The 16746-nt window shown below is 73.2% G+C and carries 18 protein-coding genes; 11 read left to right on the top strand and 7 right to left on the bottom strand.

All coding sequences use genetic code 11. The features are described 5' to 3' along the window. Positions 1 to 22: 22 nt before the first annotated feature. Together AW27_RS30770 and AW27_RS34490 are read right to left on the bottom strand one after the other, a co-directional pair. Positions 23 to 1429 (bottom strand): DUF6421 family protein, encoded by a 1407-nt coding sequence (locus AW27_RS30770; protein ID WP_052030579.1) that lies wholly within the window; start codon positions 1427 to 1429, stop codon positions 23 to 25. Between the two features lie 153 nt (positions 1430 to 1582). After that, positions 1583 to 1795: an alpha/beta hydrolase gene (locus tag AW27_RS34490; protein WP_078556459.1), complete on the bottom strand. Its 213-nt coding sequence runs from the start codon at positions 1793 to 1795 to the stop codon at positions 1583 to 1585. A 74-nt stretch (positions 1796 to 1869) separates the two neighbouring features. Between AW27_RS34490 and AW27_RS30765 the strand changes: the two genes are divergently transcribed. After that, positions 1870 to 2175 carry a hypothetical protein gene (locus AW27_RS30765; protein WP_052030577.1) on the top strand — a complete coding sequence of 102 codons (306 nt, stop codon included), beginning with the start codon at positions 1870 to 1872 and terminating at the stop codon, positions 2173 to 2175. 191 nt (positions 2176 to 2366) lie between these two features. After that, positions 2367 to 3059: a glycerophosphodiester phosphodiesterase gene (locus AW27_RS30760; RefSeq protein ID WP_037921753.1), complete on the top strand. Its 693-nt coding sequence runs from the start codon at positions 2367 to 2369 to the stop codon at positions 3057 to 3059. Positions 3060 to 3080: 21 nt separating this feature from the next. Here AW27_RS30760 and AW27_RS30755 read toward each other — a convergent pair whose 3' ends face one another. After that, on the bottom strand, positions 3081 to 3626 hold the full coding sequence (locus AW27_RS30755; RefSeq protein ID WP_037921751.1) for a GNAT family N-acetyltransferase: 546 nt from the start codon (positions 3624 to 3626) through the stop codon (positions 3081 to 3083). Positions 3627 to 3755: 129 nt separating this feature from the next. Here AW27_RS30755 and AW27_RS30750 point away from each other — a divergent pair, with 129 nt between their 5' ends. The 4 genes from AW27_RS30750 (at position 3756) to AW27_RS30735 (ending at position 6809) form a co-directional block, all read left to right on the top strand. Further along, entirely contained in the window at positions 3756 to 4295 is a 540-nt protein-coding gene (locus AW27_RS30750; RefSeq protein ID WP_078556457.1) for a DUF5134 domain-containing protein, read from the top strand. Between the two features lie 82 nt (positions 4296 to 4377). Continuing rightward, a complete protein-coding gene (locus AW27_RS30745; RefSeq protein ID WP_037921749.1) occupies positions 4378 to 5316 on the top strand; it encodes a M56 family metallopeptidase in 939 nt (312 codons plus the stop codon). Positions 5317 to 5409: 93 nt separating this feature from the next. Then, positions 5410 to 6048, top strand: coding sequence for a phosphatase PAP2 family protein (locus AW27_RS30740; RefSeq protein ID WP_078556455.1), 639 nt, complete (start codon positions 5410 to 5412; stop codon positions 6046 to 6048). Between the two features lie 131 nt (positions 6049 to 6179). Beyond that, complete coding sequence (locus AW27_RS30735; protein ID WP_037921746.1) at positions 6180 to 6809, top strand: TetR/AcrR family transcriptional regulator; 630 nt, start codon at positions 6180 to 6182, stop codon at positions 6807 to 6809. A gap of 11 nt (positions 6810 to 6820) precedes the next feature. Here AW27_RS30735 and AW27_RS30730 read toward each other — a convergent pair whose 3' ends face one another. Further along, positions 6821 to 8305: an LVIVD repeat-containing protein gene (locus AW27_RS30730; RefSeq protein WP_106967593.1), complete on the bottom strand. Its 1485-nt coding sequence runs from the start codon at positions 8303 to 8305 to the stop codon at positions 6821 to 6823. Positions 8306 to 8380: 75 nt separating this feature from the next. Here AW27_RS30730 and AW27_RS30725 point away from each other — a divergent pair, with 75 nt between their 5' ends. Then, positions 8381 to 9091 (top strand): DUF305 domain-containing protein, encoded by a 711-nt coding sequence (locus tag AW27_RS30725; protein ID WP_236647637.1) that lies wholly within the window; start codon positions 8381 to 8383, stop codon positions 9089 to 9091. Positions 9092 to 9144: 53 nt separating this feature from the next. Then, positions 9145 to 10503 (top strand): FAD-dependent oxidoreductase, encoded by a 1359-nt coding sequence (locus AW27_RS30720; protein ID WP_037921741.1) that lies wholly within the window; start codon positions 9145 to 9147, stop codon positions 10501 to 10503. A 100-nt stretch (positions 10504 to 10603) separates the two neighbouring features. On the opposite strand, the gene AW27_RS30715 is transcribed toward AW27_RS30720, so the two are convergent. From AW27_RS30715 to AW27_RS30705, 3 genes are all read right to left on the bottom strand, one after another. Beyond that, the gene (locus AW27_RS30715) at positions 10604 to 10951 is read right to left on the bottom strand and encodes an ArsR/SmtB family transcription factor (protein WP_037921738.1); all 348 of its coding nucleotides are present in this window, start codon (positions 10949 to 10951) and stop codon (positions 10604 to 10606) included. 133 nt (positions 10952 to 11084) lie between these two features. Further along, complete coding sequence (locus AW27_RS30710) at positions 11085 to 12194, bottom strand: NADH:flavin oxidoreductase/NADH oxidase (RefSeq protein ID WP_037921736.1); 1110 nt, start codon at positions 12192 to 12194, stop codon at positions 11085 to 11087. Positions 12195 to 12273: 79 nt separating this feature from the next. Next, positions 12274 to 13626, bottom strand: a complete 1353-nt coding sequence (locus tag AW27_RS30705; protein ID WP_037921734.1) for a wax ester/triacylglycerol synthase family O-acyltransferase — start codon at positions 13624 to 13626, stop codon at positions 12274 to 12276. Positions 13627 to 13862: 236 nt separating this feature from the next. Between AW27_RS30705 and AW27_RS30700 the strand changes: the two genes are divergently transcribed. From AW27_RS30700 to AW27_RS30690, 3 genes are all read left to right on the top strand, one after another. After that, positions 13863 to 14954 carry a WD40/YVTN/BNR-like repeat-containing protein gene (locus tag AW27_RS30700; protein ID WP_037921732.1) on the top strand — a complete coding sequence of 364 codons (1092 nt, stop codon included), beginning with the start codon at positions 13863 to 13865 and terminating at the stop codon, positions 14952 to 14954. Positions 14955 to 14965: 11 nt separating this feature from the next. Continuing rightward, on the top strand, positions 14966 to 15652 hold the full coding sequence (locus tag AW27_RS30695; protein ID WP_037921730.1) for a uracil-DNA glycosylase: 687 nt from the start codon (positions 14966 to 14968) through the stop codon (positions 15650 to 15652). A 96-nt stretch (positions 15653 to 15748) separates the two neighbouring features. Further along, on the top strand, positions 15749 to 16663 hold the full coding sequence (locus AW27_RS30690) for a sirohydrochlorin chelatase (protein WP_078556453.1): 915 nt from the start codon (positions 15749 to 15751) through the stop codon (positions 16661 to 16663). Positions 16664 to 16746 lie beyond the last annotated feature (83 nt).

The following is a 16746-nucleotide window of genomic DNA, read 5'->3' as shown; positions in this document are numbered from 1 at the left end:
ACAGCCTCCTGTGGGCGAGTGCTCACGCGGCGACCCGCTCGCCGTGCTCGGCGTTCAGAGCGGTGATGCCCTTGGTCGAGGCGATGGTGCCCTTGAGCTTCTTGGCGAGCGCCTCAAAGAACATGCTGAGCGGAAACTCGTCCGGAAGCACGTCGTCGACGAGCTTGCGCGGCGGCTGCGTCAGGTCGAGCGCGTCGGCGCCCTTGGCCCACTTGGAGCCCGGGTGCGGGGCGAGGTAGGTGGAGACGAGCTCGTAGGCCTTGAACCAGTGGACCAGCTTCGGGCGGTCGATGCCGGCCCGGTAGAGGTCCTCGATCTCGGCGCAGAGCTGGTTGGTGACCTGCGGGGCGCGCATCCAGTCGATCTTCAGCTTGTTGTCCGTCCAGCGCACGACGTCGTGCTTGTGGAGGTAGGCGAAGAGCAGCTGGCCGCCGAGACCGTCGTAGTTGCGGTTGCGGTCGCCGGAAACCGGGAAGCGGAACATCCGGTCGAAGAGGACGGCGTACTGCACGTCACGGCCGTGCTCGTTGCCCTCGGACTCCAGCTTCACGGCCTCCTTGAAGGCGGTGAGGTCGCAGCGCAGCTCCTCCAGGCCGTACATCCAGAACGGCTGACGCTGCTTGATCATGAAGGGGTCGAACGGCAGGTCGCCGTGGCTGTGGGTGCGGTCGTGGACCATGTCCCACAGGACGAACGCCTTCTCGCAGCGTTCCTGGTCGTCGACCATGCGCGCGATGTCCTCGGGCAGGTCGATGCCCAGGATGTCGACGGCGGCCGCGGTCACCTTGCGGTAGCGGGCGGCCTCGCGGTCACAGAAGATGCCGCCCCAGGTGAAGCGCTCGGGCGCCTCGCGCACGGCGATGGTCTCCGGGAACAGCACGGCGGAGTGCGTGTCGTAGCCCGGGGTGAAGTCCTCGAAGGTGATACCGAGGAAGAGCGGGTTGTCGTAGCGGGTGCGCTCCAGCTCGGAGAGCCACTCGGGCCACACCATCTTCAGCACGACGGCCTCGAGGTTGCGGTCCGGGTTGCCGTTCTGCGTGTACATCGGGAAGACGACGAGGTGCTGCAGGCCGTCGGCGCGCTCGGCGGCCGGGTGGAAGGCCATCAGGGAGTCGAGGAAGTCCGGTACGCCGAAGTCGTCCGCGGCCCACTTGCGCAGGTCGGCGACGAGCGCCTGGTGGTAGGCGGTGGCGTGCGGGAGCAGCGGGGAAAGCGTCTCGACGGCGCCGATCACGCGCTCGACCGCTGCCTTGACGGTGGCGCGGGCGTGCTCGCCCTCCGCCTCGAAGTCGATGGAACCGTCGGCGGCCTGCCAGGGACGGATCTCCTCCACGGCGGCCTTGAGCTCGAGCCACGCAGGGTGGTCGACCACCCGCGCTCCAGCGGATATCACGGCACCGCCGACGCCCGGCACAAGAGTTTCCGTCATGTCACTTCCTCCACAGGAGAACCTCACGTCCGCACAGCGTATGCGTGCGAGGCTCTCCCACTCAAGAGGAGATTCGGGAAAATATCCTGCATCACCCCCCGATTCACCGAAAGTCTTCCCGTCAGTCAGGGCGGAACTGATAGCTCCGCCCAGTCACGCCAAGGCTTCACATGCCTGTGGCAGTACCGCGGCCAGCCCCGGGAAGCCGTGAAACATGCCGGGATGGACGTCCAGAACCGACCGGATTCCGCTGCGCGCCAGCCAGCGGTGGTACACCCTCCCGTCGTCCCGCAGCGGATCGCACCCGGCGACCACCCGGTGCGCGGGCGGCAGCACGGCGGGGGCGGCGCGCAGTGGGGAGGCCAGCGGGCCGCGGCCGCCGAGGCCGGTCCCCCGCGGTGGCCGCCCCGGGGCTCCGGAAGGGCGGACGCAGACCCCCGGTGCTCAAGCACGGGCTGCTGCTGCGAATCCGGCTCGGCCACCCGGCCGAACCGGCCCCGCGGCGGACGACGGTCGGTGAGCCGGCGCACACCCGGGGTGAACCGGGCGCAGCGCGCGAGGCGACGGACCAGCCCGCCGGCGTACCGGAAGGGACCCTCCCCGCCCTCGCGCTGCGCTGGAGCGAACGGCAGCATCTCGCCGAACTGGAGCCTGGCGAAGCCCTGTTGGCCGACCTCGGGGGATCCTCCACGCGGCACGGTGCGGCGGCACGTCAAGCCCGCGGGGACGCGCCCACGCCCGGGTGACGCGGCACGGCCGCGAAAGCCCTCGCGGGGGCGCACAACCCTGGCGGGAAGCGGCCGGTGGCGCTCCCGCGGGCCCGTGCAGGCGTGGTCCGCATCCACGAGCGGCGCACTAGCATGCGACCTCATCGCGCGCGGCCGGCAGGGACACCGCGACCGCGCGGGGAGCCGCCGTCGACGGAAGCGAGAGAACCTTGACTTTCCTCACCATCGGTCACCGCGGGGTCATGGGTGTCGAACCGGAGAACACCCTGCGGTCGTACATCCGAGCGGAACGTGCCGGCATGGACGCCATCGCGCTGGACCTCAGGCTGAGCAAGGACGGCGTCCTCGTCGCCGTGCACGACCCCGAGGTGGACCGGACCACCGACGGATCGGGGACCGTCGCCGACCTGACCCTGGCCGAGCTGCGCGGTCTGGACGCCGGCCAGGGTGAGCGCATCCCGGTGTTCGAGGAGGTGCTGGACGCCGTACGGCCGCCGCTGCACGTGTCCGTCCAGGACCGGGCCGCGGCCATCGCGCTCGCGGACCTGCTCCTGCGCCGCGACCTGGTCTCCCGGGTGGAGATCGGCTCCGCGCACGAGGCAGTGCTCACCGAGGCCGCCCGGCGGGTGCCGGGGGTGCGCACCACCCTGTTCGTCCCGTCCCCGGTCGAGGGCGCCGAGGCCGCCGTGGGCCGGGCGGTGGCCGCGGGCGCGGCGGCGATCGCCCTGGACATCCGCGTGATCGCCCTGGAGGCGGTGGAGGCGGCGCACGCGGCGGGCCTGCGGATGACGGGCCTCGCGGTCAACACCCTCGACCAACTGCGGCTGGCACGGGCGCTCGGGCTCGACGGCGTGGCCACGGACTTCCCGGAGATCCGCAGCACGGGCCGCTTCACCGCCTGAGCGGAGACCCTGGCGGGCGGTTCACGGCTGGAGCGGCTTGACCAGCAGTTCGAAGGCGAGGTCGTCGCGGAGCGGGATGCCGAAGCGCTCGTCGCCGTACGGGAAGGGGCTCAGCTCGCCGGTGCGCCGGTAGCCACGGCGCACGTAGTAGGCGATGAGCTCCTCCCGTACGTTCACCACCGTCATCCGCATCTCCCCGGCGCCCCACGTCTCGCGGGCACGGCGCTCCGCCTCGGCGAGGATCTCCTTGCCGAGGCCGGCGCCCTGGAGCCCCGGACGGACAGCGAACATGCCGAAGTACGCGTGGTCGCCCCGGTGTTCGATGTGGCAGCAGGCGACGAGCTCGCCCGCTCGCTCGACGACGAGCAGGACCCCGGCCCGGCTCTCGATAACGGCGCGGACCCCGTCCGGATCGGTGCGCTGTCCGTCCAGGTAGTCCGCCTCGGTGGTCCAGCCGGCCCGGCTGGCGTCCCCGCGGTACGCGGACTCCACGAGCGCCACCAGTTCCGGAACGTCCGCCTCGACGGCGCTGCGGAAGCTGAGGGCTGCGGGCTGGGCGGTCGACATGGGCGCTCCGTTCGGTGCGGTGGCATATGACATGCCTGGGACGGCGGGGAGAGCCTATCCCCACCCGCGTGAGGGCCCCGTGAGAAGGGCATCCCTCTCCGTGACGCCGACGAACCGGGAGGTTCCGCCGTGCACGGATCCGCCTCGTCCCTGTCCGCCTCCGTTTCCGCCTGGCTGCTGGTGCTGCTGTGCGCGGTGAGCGGCGGGTACTGCCTGCGGCGGGCATGCGGGGGGCGCGGGGACGCAGCCGGTGAGGCGGTGATGGGAATCGGGATGGCGGTCATGGCGGTGCCGCTCGGGGCCGCCGGTGCGTGGCGTCCGCCCGTGCTGGGTGCGGTCTTCTGCGCCGCGGCCGTGCACGCCCTGTGGCTGCTGCGGGGCGGGACGACCCACCACCTGCACCACCTGGTGGGGTCGCTGACGATGGTGTACATGGCCGCGGCGGCGGGCTCCGGGGGCACGCACGGGCACGGCCGGGGGGCGGGACCTCCGCTGCTGACCGGGGTGCTCCTGCTCTACTACGCCGGTTACGTGATGCTCGGCGGCACCCGGCTGGCCACGGGGGGCGGTACGGCTCCCGGGCCCCCGCACGGGGCCCCCACGGAGCTCGACCGGGCCTGCCGACTCGCCATGGGAATGGGGATGTTGGCGATGCTGCTGTCGATGTGACGACAGCCGGCAAACGTGTCCTGCGTCACCAATGCCGCCGTCCCGTACCCGCAGGTAGCCCCTCGCTTCTAGGCTGGTGGCCATGATGGTCCCCGCCGCCCTCCTCGTGCTCGGCGCCCTGACCGCGGTGCTCGCCCCCCGCCTGCTGGCCCGTGCCCAGTGGCCCGAGCGAGAACCGGTCGTGGCCCTGTGGGCATGGCAGTGCGTCGTCGGTGCGGTACTGCTGTGCCTCGGGCTGTCCATGCTGCTGAGCTCCGCGGCGGCCTGGCAGGCGGTCCGGGGCCGGCTCTTCGCCGCCGCCCCGCACGGGGTGGTCGACGCGTACGCACTGGGCACGTCCGGCGGCCCGTGGGCCGCCGTCACCGCCCTCGCGCTCGCGGGCGGCGGCCTGTGGACCGGGGCGATGCTGGCCGGGGAGGTGCTGCGGGCCCGGGCCCGTCGGCGCGCGCAGGGCAGCGAACTGATGCAGCGGGCCCCGCTGCTGCCCGGAGAGGACCCGGTGGGGGCTCGGCTCGTCGTACTGGAGGGTCCGCGGCCGGATGCCTGGTGGCTGCCGGGAGCGGCGCCGCAGTTGGTGGTCACGACGGCGGCGCTGGGCCGGCTCAAGGGAAGCCAGCTGGACGCCGTGATGGCGCACGAGCAGGGGCACGCGGCGGCCCGGCACGACTGGCTGCTGCACTGTTCGCGGGCGCTGGCCCGCGCCTTCCCCCAAGTGCCCGTCTTCGCGGCCTTCGAGGCGGAGATGCACCGGCTGGTGGAGCTGGCCGCCGACGACATGGCCTCGCGGCGGTTCGGGCGGCTGACGGTCGCGCTGGCGCTCGTCGGACTCAATGAGGACCGCGGGGTGTTCGCGGCCTCCTCGGCGCCGGAGGCGCACGTCCCGCAGCGGGTGCGCAGACTGCTGTCGGCCGCGCCCCGGCTGTCGCCGGGCCGCCGGCTGCGACTGACCGCACTGGCCACGCTGATCCCGGCCGTCCCCCTGCTGGTGGCCTTCGTACCGGGGCTGAGCGCGCTGGCGTAGGAGGTGCCCCGGCGCCGCGGGCCCGGCCCGACCGGCGCGACATTCCAGGGGTGTCCGGCCCCGCCGGGCCGTCGCCGGTGCAAGGATCCCTTCATGTGGAACGATCTGTTGCGTCGGGTGGGCATCGGCTGCGCGCTGCTTGCGGCGGTGCTGACCGCCCTGGTGGTCACGGGCTGGCAGCCCCTGTCGGCCTGGGACGACCGGGTCGCGCGGGACCTGCACGCCCACGCCGTCGTCCACTCCGGGGTCAGGGAGTCCATGCGGGTGCTGTCCGACCTGGTCTGGGACCCGTGGACCATGCGGGTGCTGGCTGCCGTGGCCGCTTTCCTCCTGTGGTGGCGCGGCGACCGGGAGCGGGCGCTGCGCGTGGCGCTTGCGACGGTGGGCGCTTTGGCGGTGTCACAGGGGCTGAAGGTCGCTGTGGGGCGGGAGCGCCCGGTGTGGTCGGACCCGGTGGACTCCGCGCACTCCGCGGCCTACCCGTCCGGGCACGCCCTGACGGCGACGGTGGTGTGCGGGATGCTGCTGTGGCTGGTCCCCCGCCCCGCCCCGACGTGGGCCCCGGCCGCCTGGGCCGTGGCGGCCCTTTCGGTCCTCGGCGTCGGCTTCACCCGGCTCTACCTCGGCGTCCACTGGTTCTCGGACGTCGTGGCGGGCTGGCTGCTGGGCACGGTCCTGGTGGTTCTGGCGACGTCGCTGCGCTTCGGTGGGCGCGAGCCGGTGGAGCGCTGAGCCGAGGAGCGCGCGGAGGACGGCGCTGAGGACGGGGCGTGCCTGCCCTGGATGATCCCCCGTGTCACCCAGAGCAGGCGACGCCGTGCGCTGAGTATATTGGCCGCGAGCCAGTCAACGCAGGAGTAAGCATGTCCCCGCGCAGCGCATCGGTCAATGAAGAATTGCGCAGACGTTCCCGGGAGCGGCTGCTGCAGTCCACGGTGGAGCTCGTCGCCGAGCGGGGCTACGAGGCCACCACACTCGGCGACATCGCCGACCGGGCGGGGGCGGCGCGCGGCCTGGTCTCGTACTACTTCCCGGGCAAGCGGCAGTTGCTCCAGTCGGCCGTGCACCGACTGATGCACCTGACCCTGTACGCCGCGCTGGAGCGCGAGCCCCGCAGCGAGGACGGGCGCGAGCGGCTCGCGCGCGCCATCGACGCGGTCCTGGGGCTCGCGCGGGACGAACCGCTGCTGATGCGGACGCACATGGCGGGCATCCTCACGGCCGAGGGTTTCGTGCAGTGCCCGGAGCAGCAGCGGCTGGCCGAACTGCTGCGGGACACCGTCGGTCGCTACGGCTCGGCGGACGTGGACACGGACTACCCGCTGCTGCGCGCCCTGCTGATGGGCGCGGTCGTGGCGGTGCTGCTGCCCGGTGCCCCGATGCCGGCCGTCCGGCTGCGGGCGGAACTGTTCCAGCGCTACGGGCTGGACTGGGAGCTCGGTGTTCCGCCGGACGGCGGGCCGCCCGGCGGAACGTCTCCTTCACACCTCTGACCTCACGCGGCTCAGTGGTAGTCGGGCTGGGTCTGTACGTTGAGCCGGTCCATGCGGACCCTCTTGGCGCTGTCGGTGCGCCGGTCGTCGAGCCGCAGCACGTCGAGGCCCTTGGTGATGTCGTTCGAGTAGATGTGCCCGTTGTAGTAGTACGCGGACCAGGAACCGCCGACGCCCAGCCGGTCCGTCGTCAGCGGGCCGCGCTCGAAGTAGGCGATCTCCCTGGGCCGGGTGGAGTCGGTGAACTCCCATACCGAGACGCCGCCCTGGTACCAGGCCTGCACCATGATGTCGCGGCCGCCGCCGACCGGGACCAGTGAGCCGTTGTGGGCCACGCAGTTCTCGGTGTCGGCCTGGTGTCGCGGGATCTTGAAGTAGCCGCGGAAGGTGAGTGTGCGCTGGTTCCCGCGGCCGGTGATGTCGTAGATGCCGTCGGCGCCCCGGTCGGGGCCGGTGGCCTCGTTGCAGGTGGCCCCGCCACCGCCGCCGAGTTCGTCGGTGAACACCACCTTGTCCGCTCGCTCGTTGAAGGTGGCCGAGTGCCAGAACGCGAAGTTCACGTTGTCCTGCACCCGATCGATGACGCGTGGCTGCTCGGGCCGGCTGATGTCGAAGAGGATGCCGTCGCCCATGCAGGCGCCGGCGGCAAGGTTCTTCGACGGCAGCACGGTGATGTCGTGGCAGCCGGTGGTCTTGGAGACGCCCGGGTTGGTGGGCGCACCCGGGTTGCCGCCGTCGGGGAAGAGCACCGGGAAGGCCACGACCGCGGCCTTCGTCGGGCTCTTCTTGGGGACCTTGACCACCGAGATGCCGTCGTGCGGCGGCTGGCAGTCGGGGAAGGCCTCGCTCGGGGAGTAGGAGGAGACGTAGAGGTAGATGTCCTTGCGGCCCGGTACCAGGGTGTGGGTGTGGGAGCCGCAGGCCGTCTCGACGGACTTGATGTACTTGGGGTTCTTCTTGTCCTTGATGTCGAAGATCTTGATGCCCTCCCACGAGGACTTCTCCGTCGCGGGCTGCGAGACGCTGTTGCAGGAGTCGTCGCTGCGGGAGGAGTCGGTGGAGAGGAAGAGCAGGTCGCCGTCGACGGAGATGTCGTTCTGCCCGCCCGGGCACAACACCTCGGTGACCTTCTTCGGAGCCTTGGGATCGGCGATGTCGTAGATCGTGAAGCCGTTGTAGTTGCCCGCGTAGGCGTACCGGCCCTGGAACGCCAGGTCCGAGTTGATCGCCGTCGGGTCGGTGGAGGGGACGTTGGCCAGGGGTTTGATGTTGGCGCTGTGCACGATCTCGTCCTGGCCCGGGATGTCGCCCGGGGCGGCTTCCCCGCCCTCGGCGGTGCCCGTGCTCTGGTGGTTGCCGTGGCCGGGCGTCAGGTCGCCCGGGTCGGGGGTGGCTGCGGCCGGTCCGGCCGTGAGGAGGGTCGTGAGGAGTCCGGCCGCCGCGACGGCCACCCCCACTCCCCTGTTGCGCGCTCTCCTGGTGTGCAGCGAGGTCACTGTGCCTCCCATGGGAGCCCGATCGGTTCCGTCCGCGGGGGAACGAAACCAGGACCCCGGCAGTATCTTCCCTTCATGGACATGGCAAAAGACCTCCGGGGCCGCAGGGCCTCGACCGCGGTTGCCTTCCGGCTCGCCGCGGCGACGGCGACCGCCGGCCTCCTGCTGACCCTCACCGCCTGCCAAGACGGCGGGGCGGACCGGGCCGACGACGGTCCGGCCCGAATCGTCGCGCCGGGCAGACCCGGCGAAACGTCACGCACGCTCACTCCCGAACAGGCCGCCAGGGCGAAACCCGACGACAGCCCGAACGCCGCCGACCGCTCCTACGTGGAGCGGATGATCGAGCACCACCGCCAGGCGCTGACGATGAGCGCGCTGGCACCCGAACGGGCGGCGGCGGACCCCGTGAAGCGCCTCGCCGAACGGATCGCGGCCGGCCAGAAGCCGGAGATCGGCGCCATGGAGAAGTGGTTGGCCCGCCATCCGGCGCCGGTGCCGGCGGGCACCGCCACGACCGCCCCCGGACGCGCCCACGCCCCCGTCCACGACCACGCCTCGATGCCGGGCATGGCGACCGAACAGCAGCTCAGGGAGCTGGCCGACGCCCGGGGAACCGACTTCGACCGGCTCTTCCTGAAGCTGATGACCACCCACCACGAAGGGGCCCTGACGATGGCGGGCGAGGCACTGGCCGGCGGGAACAACGTGGCCGTCGAGGAGATGGCCAACGAGGTGGTGGCCACCCAGAGCGCCGAGATCCACCGGATGCGCGCGATGGGCTGACCGGCGGAAGGGACCGGTGTCATGCTGTAACCACCTGCGGGAGGAGTTCCGCCGTGCTTCGTGTCGCCGTCGTCGGATCGGGCCCCAGCGGGGTCTACGCGGCCCAGACGCTGGTCCAGCAGCGCGAGGTGCCCGGGGTACGGGTCGACGTACTGGACCGGCTACCCGCCCCCTACGGGCTGGTGCGGTACGGGGTCGCACCCGACCACGAGAAGATCAAATCACTGCAGGGCAGCCTGCGCACCGTGCTGGAGGACGAGCGGATCCGCTTCCTCGGGAACGTGGAGGTCGGCGGGGAGACCCTGCCCGTACCGCGGCTGCTGGAGCTGTACCACGCGGTCGTGTACTGCGTGGGCGCCGCCCGGGACCGGCTGCTGGGGATCCCGGGCGAGGAGCTGACCGGGGTGCACTCCGCGACGGCCTTCGTGTCCTGGTACAGCGGGCACCCGGACGCCGCTGCCGAGGTCTTCGACCTGCCCGGGGTGGAGGCGGCGGTGGTGGTCGGGGCGGGCAACGTCGCAGTGGACGTGACCCGGATCCTGGCCCGCGGCACGGCGGAGCTGGCGCCCACGGACATGCCTCAGCCGGCACTCGCCGCGCTCGCGGACAGCGGGCTCGGCAGCGTGTCGATGGTGGCCCGGCGCGGGCCCTCGCAAGGGAAGTTCACCACCAAGGAGCTGCGGGAGCTGGGCACGCTGCCGGGCGTGGAGGCCCGGGCCGACCCCGCCGAGCTGGCGCTGGACCCGCTGTACGCCGATCCGGGCGCGGCCGCGGCACTGCCTGCGGTGGCGCGGCGCAACCTGGAGGTGCTGCGCGGGTGGGCCGGCGGAGCCGCCGGCTCCGGACCGCGCCGGATCGCCCTGCGGTTCTACCTGCGCCCGGTGGAAATCCTGGGCGGGCCCGACGGGCGGGTCCGCGCGATGCGCTTCGAGCGGACCGCGCCGGACGGCCGCGGCGGGGTGACCGGTACGGGCGTCCACGAGGACCTCGACGCACAGCTGGTGCTGCGCTCCGTCGGGTACCGGGGCGTGCCCCTGGCCGGGCTGCCCTTCGACCCGGCGAAGGGCACCGTCCCGCATGCCGCGGGCCGGGTGCTGCGCGCGGGCCGGGCCTCGCTCGGCGAGTACGTGGCGGGCTGGATCAAACGCGGCCCGACCGGCGTGATCGGCACGAACCGGCCGTGTGCCAAGGAGACCGCCTCCTCGCTGCTCCAGGACGCCGGGGCACTGGCCCGGCGCGAGCTGCCCGGCGACCCGCTGGACGCCCTGCGGGCGGCCGGCCTGCACCCGGTCCGGTGGCCGGGCTGGCTGGCCATCGAGTCGGCCGAGGCGGACCTCGGACACTCCCTGGGACGGCGCTCCGTCAAGATCCCTGACTGGGCGGGCCTGCTGGACGCGGCCGGGCGAACCTGAGGAGCGGCGCCCTGTCAGGTCGGGGCACGCGGAAGGCGGTCGCGGCAGCCGTCCCTCGACCGACGCCACGACAGCGGTCCGCGCGGACGGCCGGAGCGGGTCAGGACGGGCGCCGGGCCGCCTCGGCCGCTGCCGCCGTCAGGACGCTGTCGAGCAGACCCGGGAACAGTGCCTCCAGGTCGTCGCGGCGCAGGGCGTTGAGCTTGGTGGTGCCGCGGTAGGCCTGGCGCACGACACCGCTCTCCCGCAGGACACGGAAGTGGTGCGTGGTCGTGGACTTGGTGACGGGCAGCTCGAAGTGCGAGCAGGCCAGGTCGTCCGCCGAGCTGGCCAGGTCCAGGACGATGGAGAGCCGCACCGGGTCGGAAAGGGCGTGCAGCACGCCTTCCAGGCGGATCTCGGCCGCCTCCGGGTGGGCCAGGCTGCGGGAGGTGTCCCGATCCGTCATGTCCCTGCTCCGCTCAATCGGCTTGGTCCGGATCCCCATGGTACGAGAGGCATCGAAGGAGGCGTGGCGGTCGCGGGAATCGGCGGGAACGGGTGGGTGCGGCCACGGCGCGGTGGGCGCGGCCGCACCGCCGTCACCAGGATCGGTGGTACTGCTCGGGCGTGCGGACGGGCGCGCCCAGCCGGGCGGCCGCGCGGCGGGCCCAGAACGGGTCGCGCAGCAGTTCGCGGCCCAGCAGGACTGCGTCGGCCTCGCCGTTGGCCAGGATCTTCTCGGCCTGCTCGGGCTCGGTGATCAGGCCGACCGCGGCCACCGGGAGCTCCGTCTCGGCCTTCACCCGGGCGGCGAAGGGCACCTGGTATCCGGGGCCGACCGGGATCGTCACCCCCGGAGCGAGGCCTCCGGTGGAGACGTCGAGGAGGTCCACTCCGTGCTCCCGCAGGAGCCGGGCCAGGCGCACGGTCTCGTCGGCGGTCCAGCCCTCCTCCTCCAGCCAGTCGGTGGCGGAGATGCGGAAGAAGAGCGGGAGCTCCTCGGGCCACACCGCCCGCACGGCGTCGACGACCTCGAGGGCGAACCGGGTCCGGTTCTCGAAGGATCCGCCGTAGGCGTCGGTACGCCTGTTGCTGTGCGGGGAGAGGAACTCCCCGATCAGGTACCCGTGGGCCCCGTGGATCTCGACGACCTCGTAACCCGCCGCGAGCGCCCGCTCGGCCGCGGCCGCGAACTGGCCGGTGATCTCGGCGATCTCATCGGTCGTCAGCTCGTGCGGTACCGCGTGGCCCTCGGCGAACGGCACGGCGCTGGGGGCGACCGGCTGCCAGCCGTGCGCGTCGGGGCCGACCGGTGCGCCGCCCTTCCAGGTGCGGTCGGTGGAGGCCTTGCGGCCCGCGTGGGCGATCTGGATGCCGGGCACGGCCCCCCGGGCCTTGAGGAAGCCGGTGATCCGGCGCAGCGCCTCGACCTGGGTGTCGTTCCAGATGCCGAGGTCGTAGGGGGAGATCCGGCCTTCGGGGGAGACCGCGGTGGCTTCCTGGATGATCAGGCCGGTGCCGCCGGTCGCGCGGGCGGCGTAGTGGGCGAAGTGCCAGTCGTTGGCGACCCCCGCGTCCGGCCCGGAGGCCTCGGCGCTGTACTGGCACATCGCGGCCATCCACACGCGGTTCGGCACGGTGACCGAACGCAGGGTGTACGGCTCGAACAGGGCGGCGAAAGCAGCGGGTACGGCGGGGGCAGCACTCATCGGGGCTCTCCAGGGGTCACCGGGCGCGCCGGGGTCGGCGCCTAAGTACGAGAATCACCATACTACGAACCTCCTCGTACTACGAGACCTCTCGTACAAGTGTGTCGAGCTCCGCGCGCAGCGCCCCTGCCAGCGCCGCCAGGTCCGGAACGGCGGCTCCGTCGGCGACCAGGCCGTAGTGAACCGTCCCCTTGTAGGTGGAGACCGCGACGGCCAACGACTGGCCGCGCGCCAGCGGCGCGAGCGGGTAGACCTCGTGGACCCGGCTACCGCCGAGGGAAAAGGTCAGACCGGGCAGCGGGACGCTGGTGACGAGGATGTCGTAGAGCAGGCGGGCCGCCTGGGCGACGAGCGGGCCGCCGAGCCGGTGGCCGAGCGGGTGGACGTGGTCCGCGAGCAGGGCGACAGCCCCCGCACCCCGGGCGGGCCCGGCGTCCTTGTTGCGGTCCATGCCGGCCCGTACGCGGTCCAGCCTGCGCAGCGGATCGGGCTCGGCCAGCGGCAGCCGGAGCAGGTACCCGGAAAGCCTGTTCCCGGCGCCCTCGGCGCCCCGGGGACCGCGGCGGCGGGACACCGGGATCAGGGCCCGCGGCCCCGCCCCCAGGGGCTCGGGGTCGCCGCGCTCGGCCAGCCAGCGCCGCAGAGCGCCCGCGACCAGGGTGATCAGCACGTCGTTGACGGTACCGCCGGCCCCCTTGCGGATCAGATTGACCTCGTCCAGATCGAGCGCGAGACCGGCGACGGCGCGGCTGCCCGCGCCGGCGGGACCCGTCGTGAGCGCGGCCGGAACGCCCAGCGGCAACCCGCCTCGGGCCACGGCGGCCCCGATCTCCAGGGCCTGTCCGACCCCCTGGACCCGCGCGGCCAGCGCCCCCGGCAGCCGCCCCAGGACGGACCCGGCCCGCTGTCCCGGGACCGGGCGCGCAGGGGACCGCGGCCCCGGCACGTCGTCGAACAGCGCGGCCGCGAGGGCGAGGGCGCCCAGGCCGTCGGCGAGGGCGTGGTGGAACTTGAAGAGCACGGCGAAGGAGTCCGGATCCGGCCCGTCCAGCACGTGCGCCTCCCACGGCGGCAGCCCGCGGTCCAGCGGGCGGGCCATCAGCGGCCCGGCGGCCTCGTGCGGGAGGGTGCGGTCGGCGCGGACGAGGAAGACGTGCCGCGCCGGGTCGAAGTCCGGGTCCGGCGACCAGGCGGCGGCGCCGAGGGGCAGGAGCACGTCCCGGATCCTGCGGCGCAGGCCCGGCACCGCCGCGCAGCGCGCGGTGAGGAGTGCGGCGGCACGCTCGGCGGGGCGCTCGGCGGGGCGTCCGCCGCCGGAGCCGGGCGGTCCGGCGGCGCGGAAGACGGCGAGGGCGCCGAGGTGCATCGGGTGGTCGGCGGACTCCATCCGCCAGAAGGCGAGGTCGAGCGGAGACAGGTGCTCGGTGGCCACATACGTCCTCTCACGTGCGGCGGCGTTGGCTTGAAGTCAACCCCTTGAAGTCAACCCATTACGAACACCCCCATGCAAGGCGCAATCATTTCCGGCCGGTAAATGATCGGTATAGATCATCCGATGCGAGGTGTGCGGCGCCTGCCGGGCCTTCGCCGGCGGCCGGGTGCAGACTGGCCGGAAAGACGCTCTGTGAGGAACGAAGCGCGCGAGGACGAGGTCCGGAGGTGCCGGCCATGGCCGACGTACTGCTGCTCGTGGGAACCCGCAAGGGACTGTTCATCGGCCGCCGCCGGGGCGACGGGCCGTGGGAGTTCGGTGAGCCCCACTTCAACGCCCAGGCCGTCTACGCGGCCGCGGTGGACCGGCGCGGCCCGGCGCCCCGGCTGCTGGTCGGCGCGGACAGCACGCACTGGGGGCCGTCCGTCTTCACCTCCGACGACCTAGGAGCCACCTGGCGGGAACCGGCCAGGCCGGCCGTGAAGTTCCCCCAGGACACCGGAGCCTCGCTGGAGCGGGTCTGGCAGCTCCAGCCGGCCGGGCCCGAGGCGCCGGACGTGGTCTACGCCGGGACCGAGCCGGCCGCGCTGTTCCGCTCGACCGACCGCGGCGAGTCCTTCGAGCTGGTCCGCCCGCTGTGGGAGCACCCGACCCGCGGGAAGTGGGTGCCGGGCGGGGGTGGCGAGGGCCTGCACACGGTCCTCACCGACCCCCGCGACCCGGACGCGGTGACGGTGGCCGTCTCCACGGCCGGGGTGTTCCGGACCGTGGACGGCGGGGCGAGCTGGCAGCCGTCCAACGAGGGCGTCTCGGCGGTGTTCCTGCCCGACCCGAACCCCGAGTTCGGCCAGTGCGTCCACAAGATCGCCCGGGATGCCGGGGACACGGACCGGCTGTACCTGCAGAACCACTGGGGCGTCTACCGCAGCGACGATGCCGGGGGCCGCTGGAGCGACATCGGGGACGGGCTGCCCTCCGACTTCGGGTTCGCCGTCGCGGCCCACCCGCACCGGCCGGACACCGCCTACGTCTTCCCCCTCAACGCCGACTCCGACCGGGTGCCGGCCGAGCGCCGCTGCCGGGTCTTCCGCACCGGGGACGCGGGCGCCACATGGGAGCCCCTGACGCGCGGACTGCCCGACTCCGACCACTACGGCACGGTGCTCCGGGACGCACTCTGCACGGACGACGCGGACCCCGCGGGCATCTACTTCGGCAACCGCAACGGCGAGCTGTACGCCAGCCACGACGACGGCGACAGCTGGCAGTTGCTCGCCGAGCACCTGCCGGACGTGCTGTGCGTGCGGGCGGCGACGATCGGCCAGTAGAGTGATCCACCGTGGCAGCACGACCGTTGAACGAGATCGTCGAGCCGGGCTGGGCCCGCGCTCTGGAGCCGGTGGCGGCGCAGATCGCCGCGATGGGCGACTTCCTGCGAGCCGAGATCGCGGCGGGGAGGACGTACGTCCCCGCCGGGGCCCATGTGCTGCGCGCCTTCCAGCAGCCCTTCGACGAGGTCAAGGTCCTCATCGTGGGCCAGGACCCGTACCCCACCCCGGGGCACGCGGTGGGCCTGTCCTTCTCGGTGTCCCCCGAGGTGCGTCCCGTGCCGCCGAGCCTGGACAACATCTTCCTGGAGATGCACCGGGACATAGGGACCGGCCGGCCCGCGAACGGCGACCTCACCCCCTGGACCCGGCAGGGCGTGCTCCTGCTCAACCGCTCGCTCACGACCGCTCCCCGCCGCTCGAACGCACACCAGGGCAAGGGCTGGGAGGCCGTCACCGACCAGGCGATCCGCGCGCTGGCCGCCCGAGGGAAGCCGCTGGTCTCCATCCTGTGGGGCCGGGCCGCCCGCAACCTGCGGCCGCTGCTCGGCGACCTGCCCGTGGTGGAGTCCTCGCACCCCTCGCCCAAGTCGGCCGACTACGGGTTCTTCGGCTCCCGGCCGTTCAGCAGGACGAACGAGCTGCTGGTGGGCCAGGGTGCACAGCCTGTGGACTGGCGCTTGCCGTCCGTCAGTTGAGCGTATCTGCAATTCAACGGATAAATACGGACAGATGCGACACGAAAAGGCCCTGCCCGAACACCTTGTTCCGATAAGCCAGTAGCATGCGGCGCCATGAGCTCCCCCACTGGCCCCGCAAATGGCCTGCCCGTACGAATGCCGCGACCCCGCCCGACCGGACGGCACCGCCGGCCCGAGCCCGCGGCTGCGCCCGAGGGCGCGCCCGCGCTGGTGCTCGCCGTGCCCGGTGCGCCCTCGGCCGCCTCGCGGGGGCTCGCGGAAGAGATCATCAGCATCGGCCGCTCCGAGTTGCCGGGCCTCGACGCCCGCATCGGTTTCCTCGAAGGTGACGACGCGACCGAGTTCCCGTCGCTGTCGGGCGTGCTGAGCGCCGTCGCGGCCGACCGGACCGCGCGTGCGGAGTTCGCCCGCGCCGCCGGCCACGAGGTGTCCGAACCGTCCGGCCCGGACGCCGTGGTCGTCCCGCTGCTGGCCGGTCCGGACAGCGACCTGCTGCGCCGGATGCGCCAGGCGCTGATGGACTCCTCCGCCGCCGCCGAGCTGGCCGATGTCCTCGGCCCGCACCCGCTGCTGGCCGAGGGGCTGCACGTGCGCCTCTCCGAGGCCGGTCTGGCCCGCGCCGACCGCGCCCGCCTCTTCACCGTGACCACCGCCGCCGACGGCATCGTCCTGGCGACCACCGGGGGCGAGGAGGCCGTGCAGGCCGCCGGGATCACGGGCATGCTGCTCGCGGCCCGCCTCGCCGTGCCCGTCCAGGCGGCAGCGCTGGACCAGGAGGGCTCGGTGGCCGCGGTCGCCGAGCAGCTGCGCCGCGAAGGCTCCACTCAGCTCGCGCTCGCCCCCTACCTGATCGGGCCGGAGGCGGCCGACGGCCTGCTGGACACCGCCTGCAAGGAGGCCGACTGCGCCACCGCCGAGGTGCTCGGCGCCTACCCGGCGCTCGGCAAGCTGGCCGTCGCGCAGTACACCGCGGCGCTGGGGATCCCCCAGGGCTCGCCCGCGCACTGACCCGCCCGACACGCCACGGAGGCCCCCGCAGACCCGGTGCACCCGGACTGCGGGGGCCTTCGCACGTCCGGCCCGCATGGCAT

Origin of the sequence: Streptomyces sp. PCS3-D2, assembly GCF_000612545.2 — a bacterium.
Classification (GTDB): Bacteria; Actinomycetota; Actinomycetes; order Streptomycetales; family Streptomycetaceae; genus Streptomyces.
Note: the sequence above shows the minus strand (reverse complement) of the source record. Positions and strands in the feature narration are given on the sequence as shown.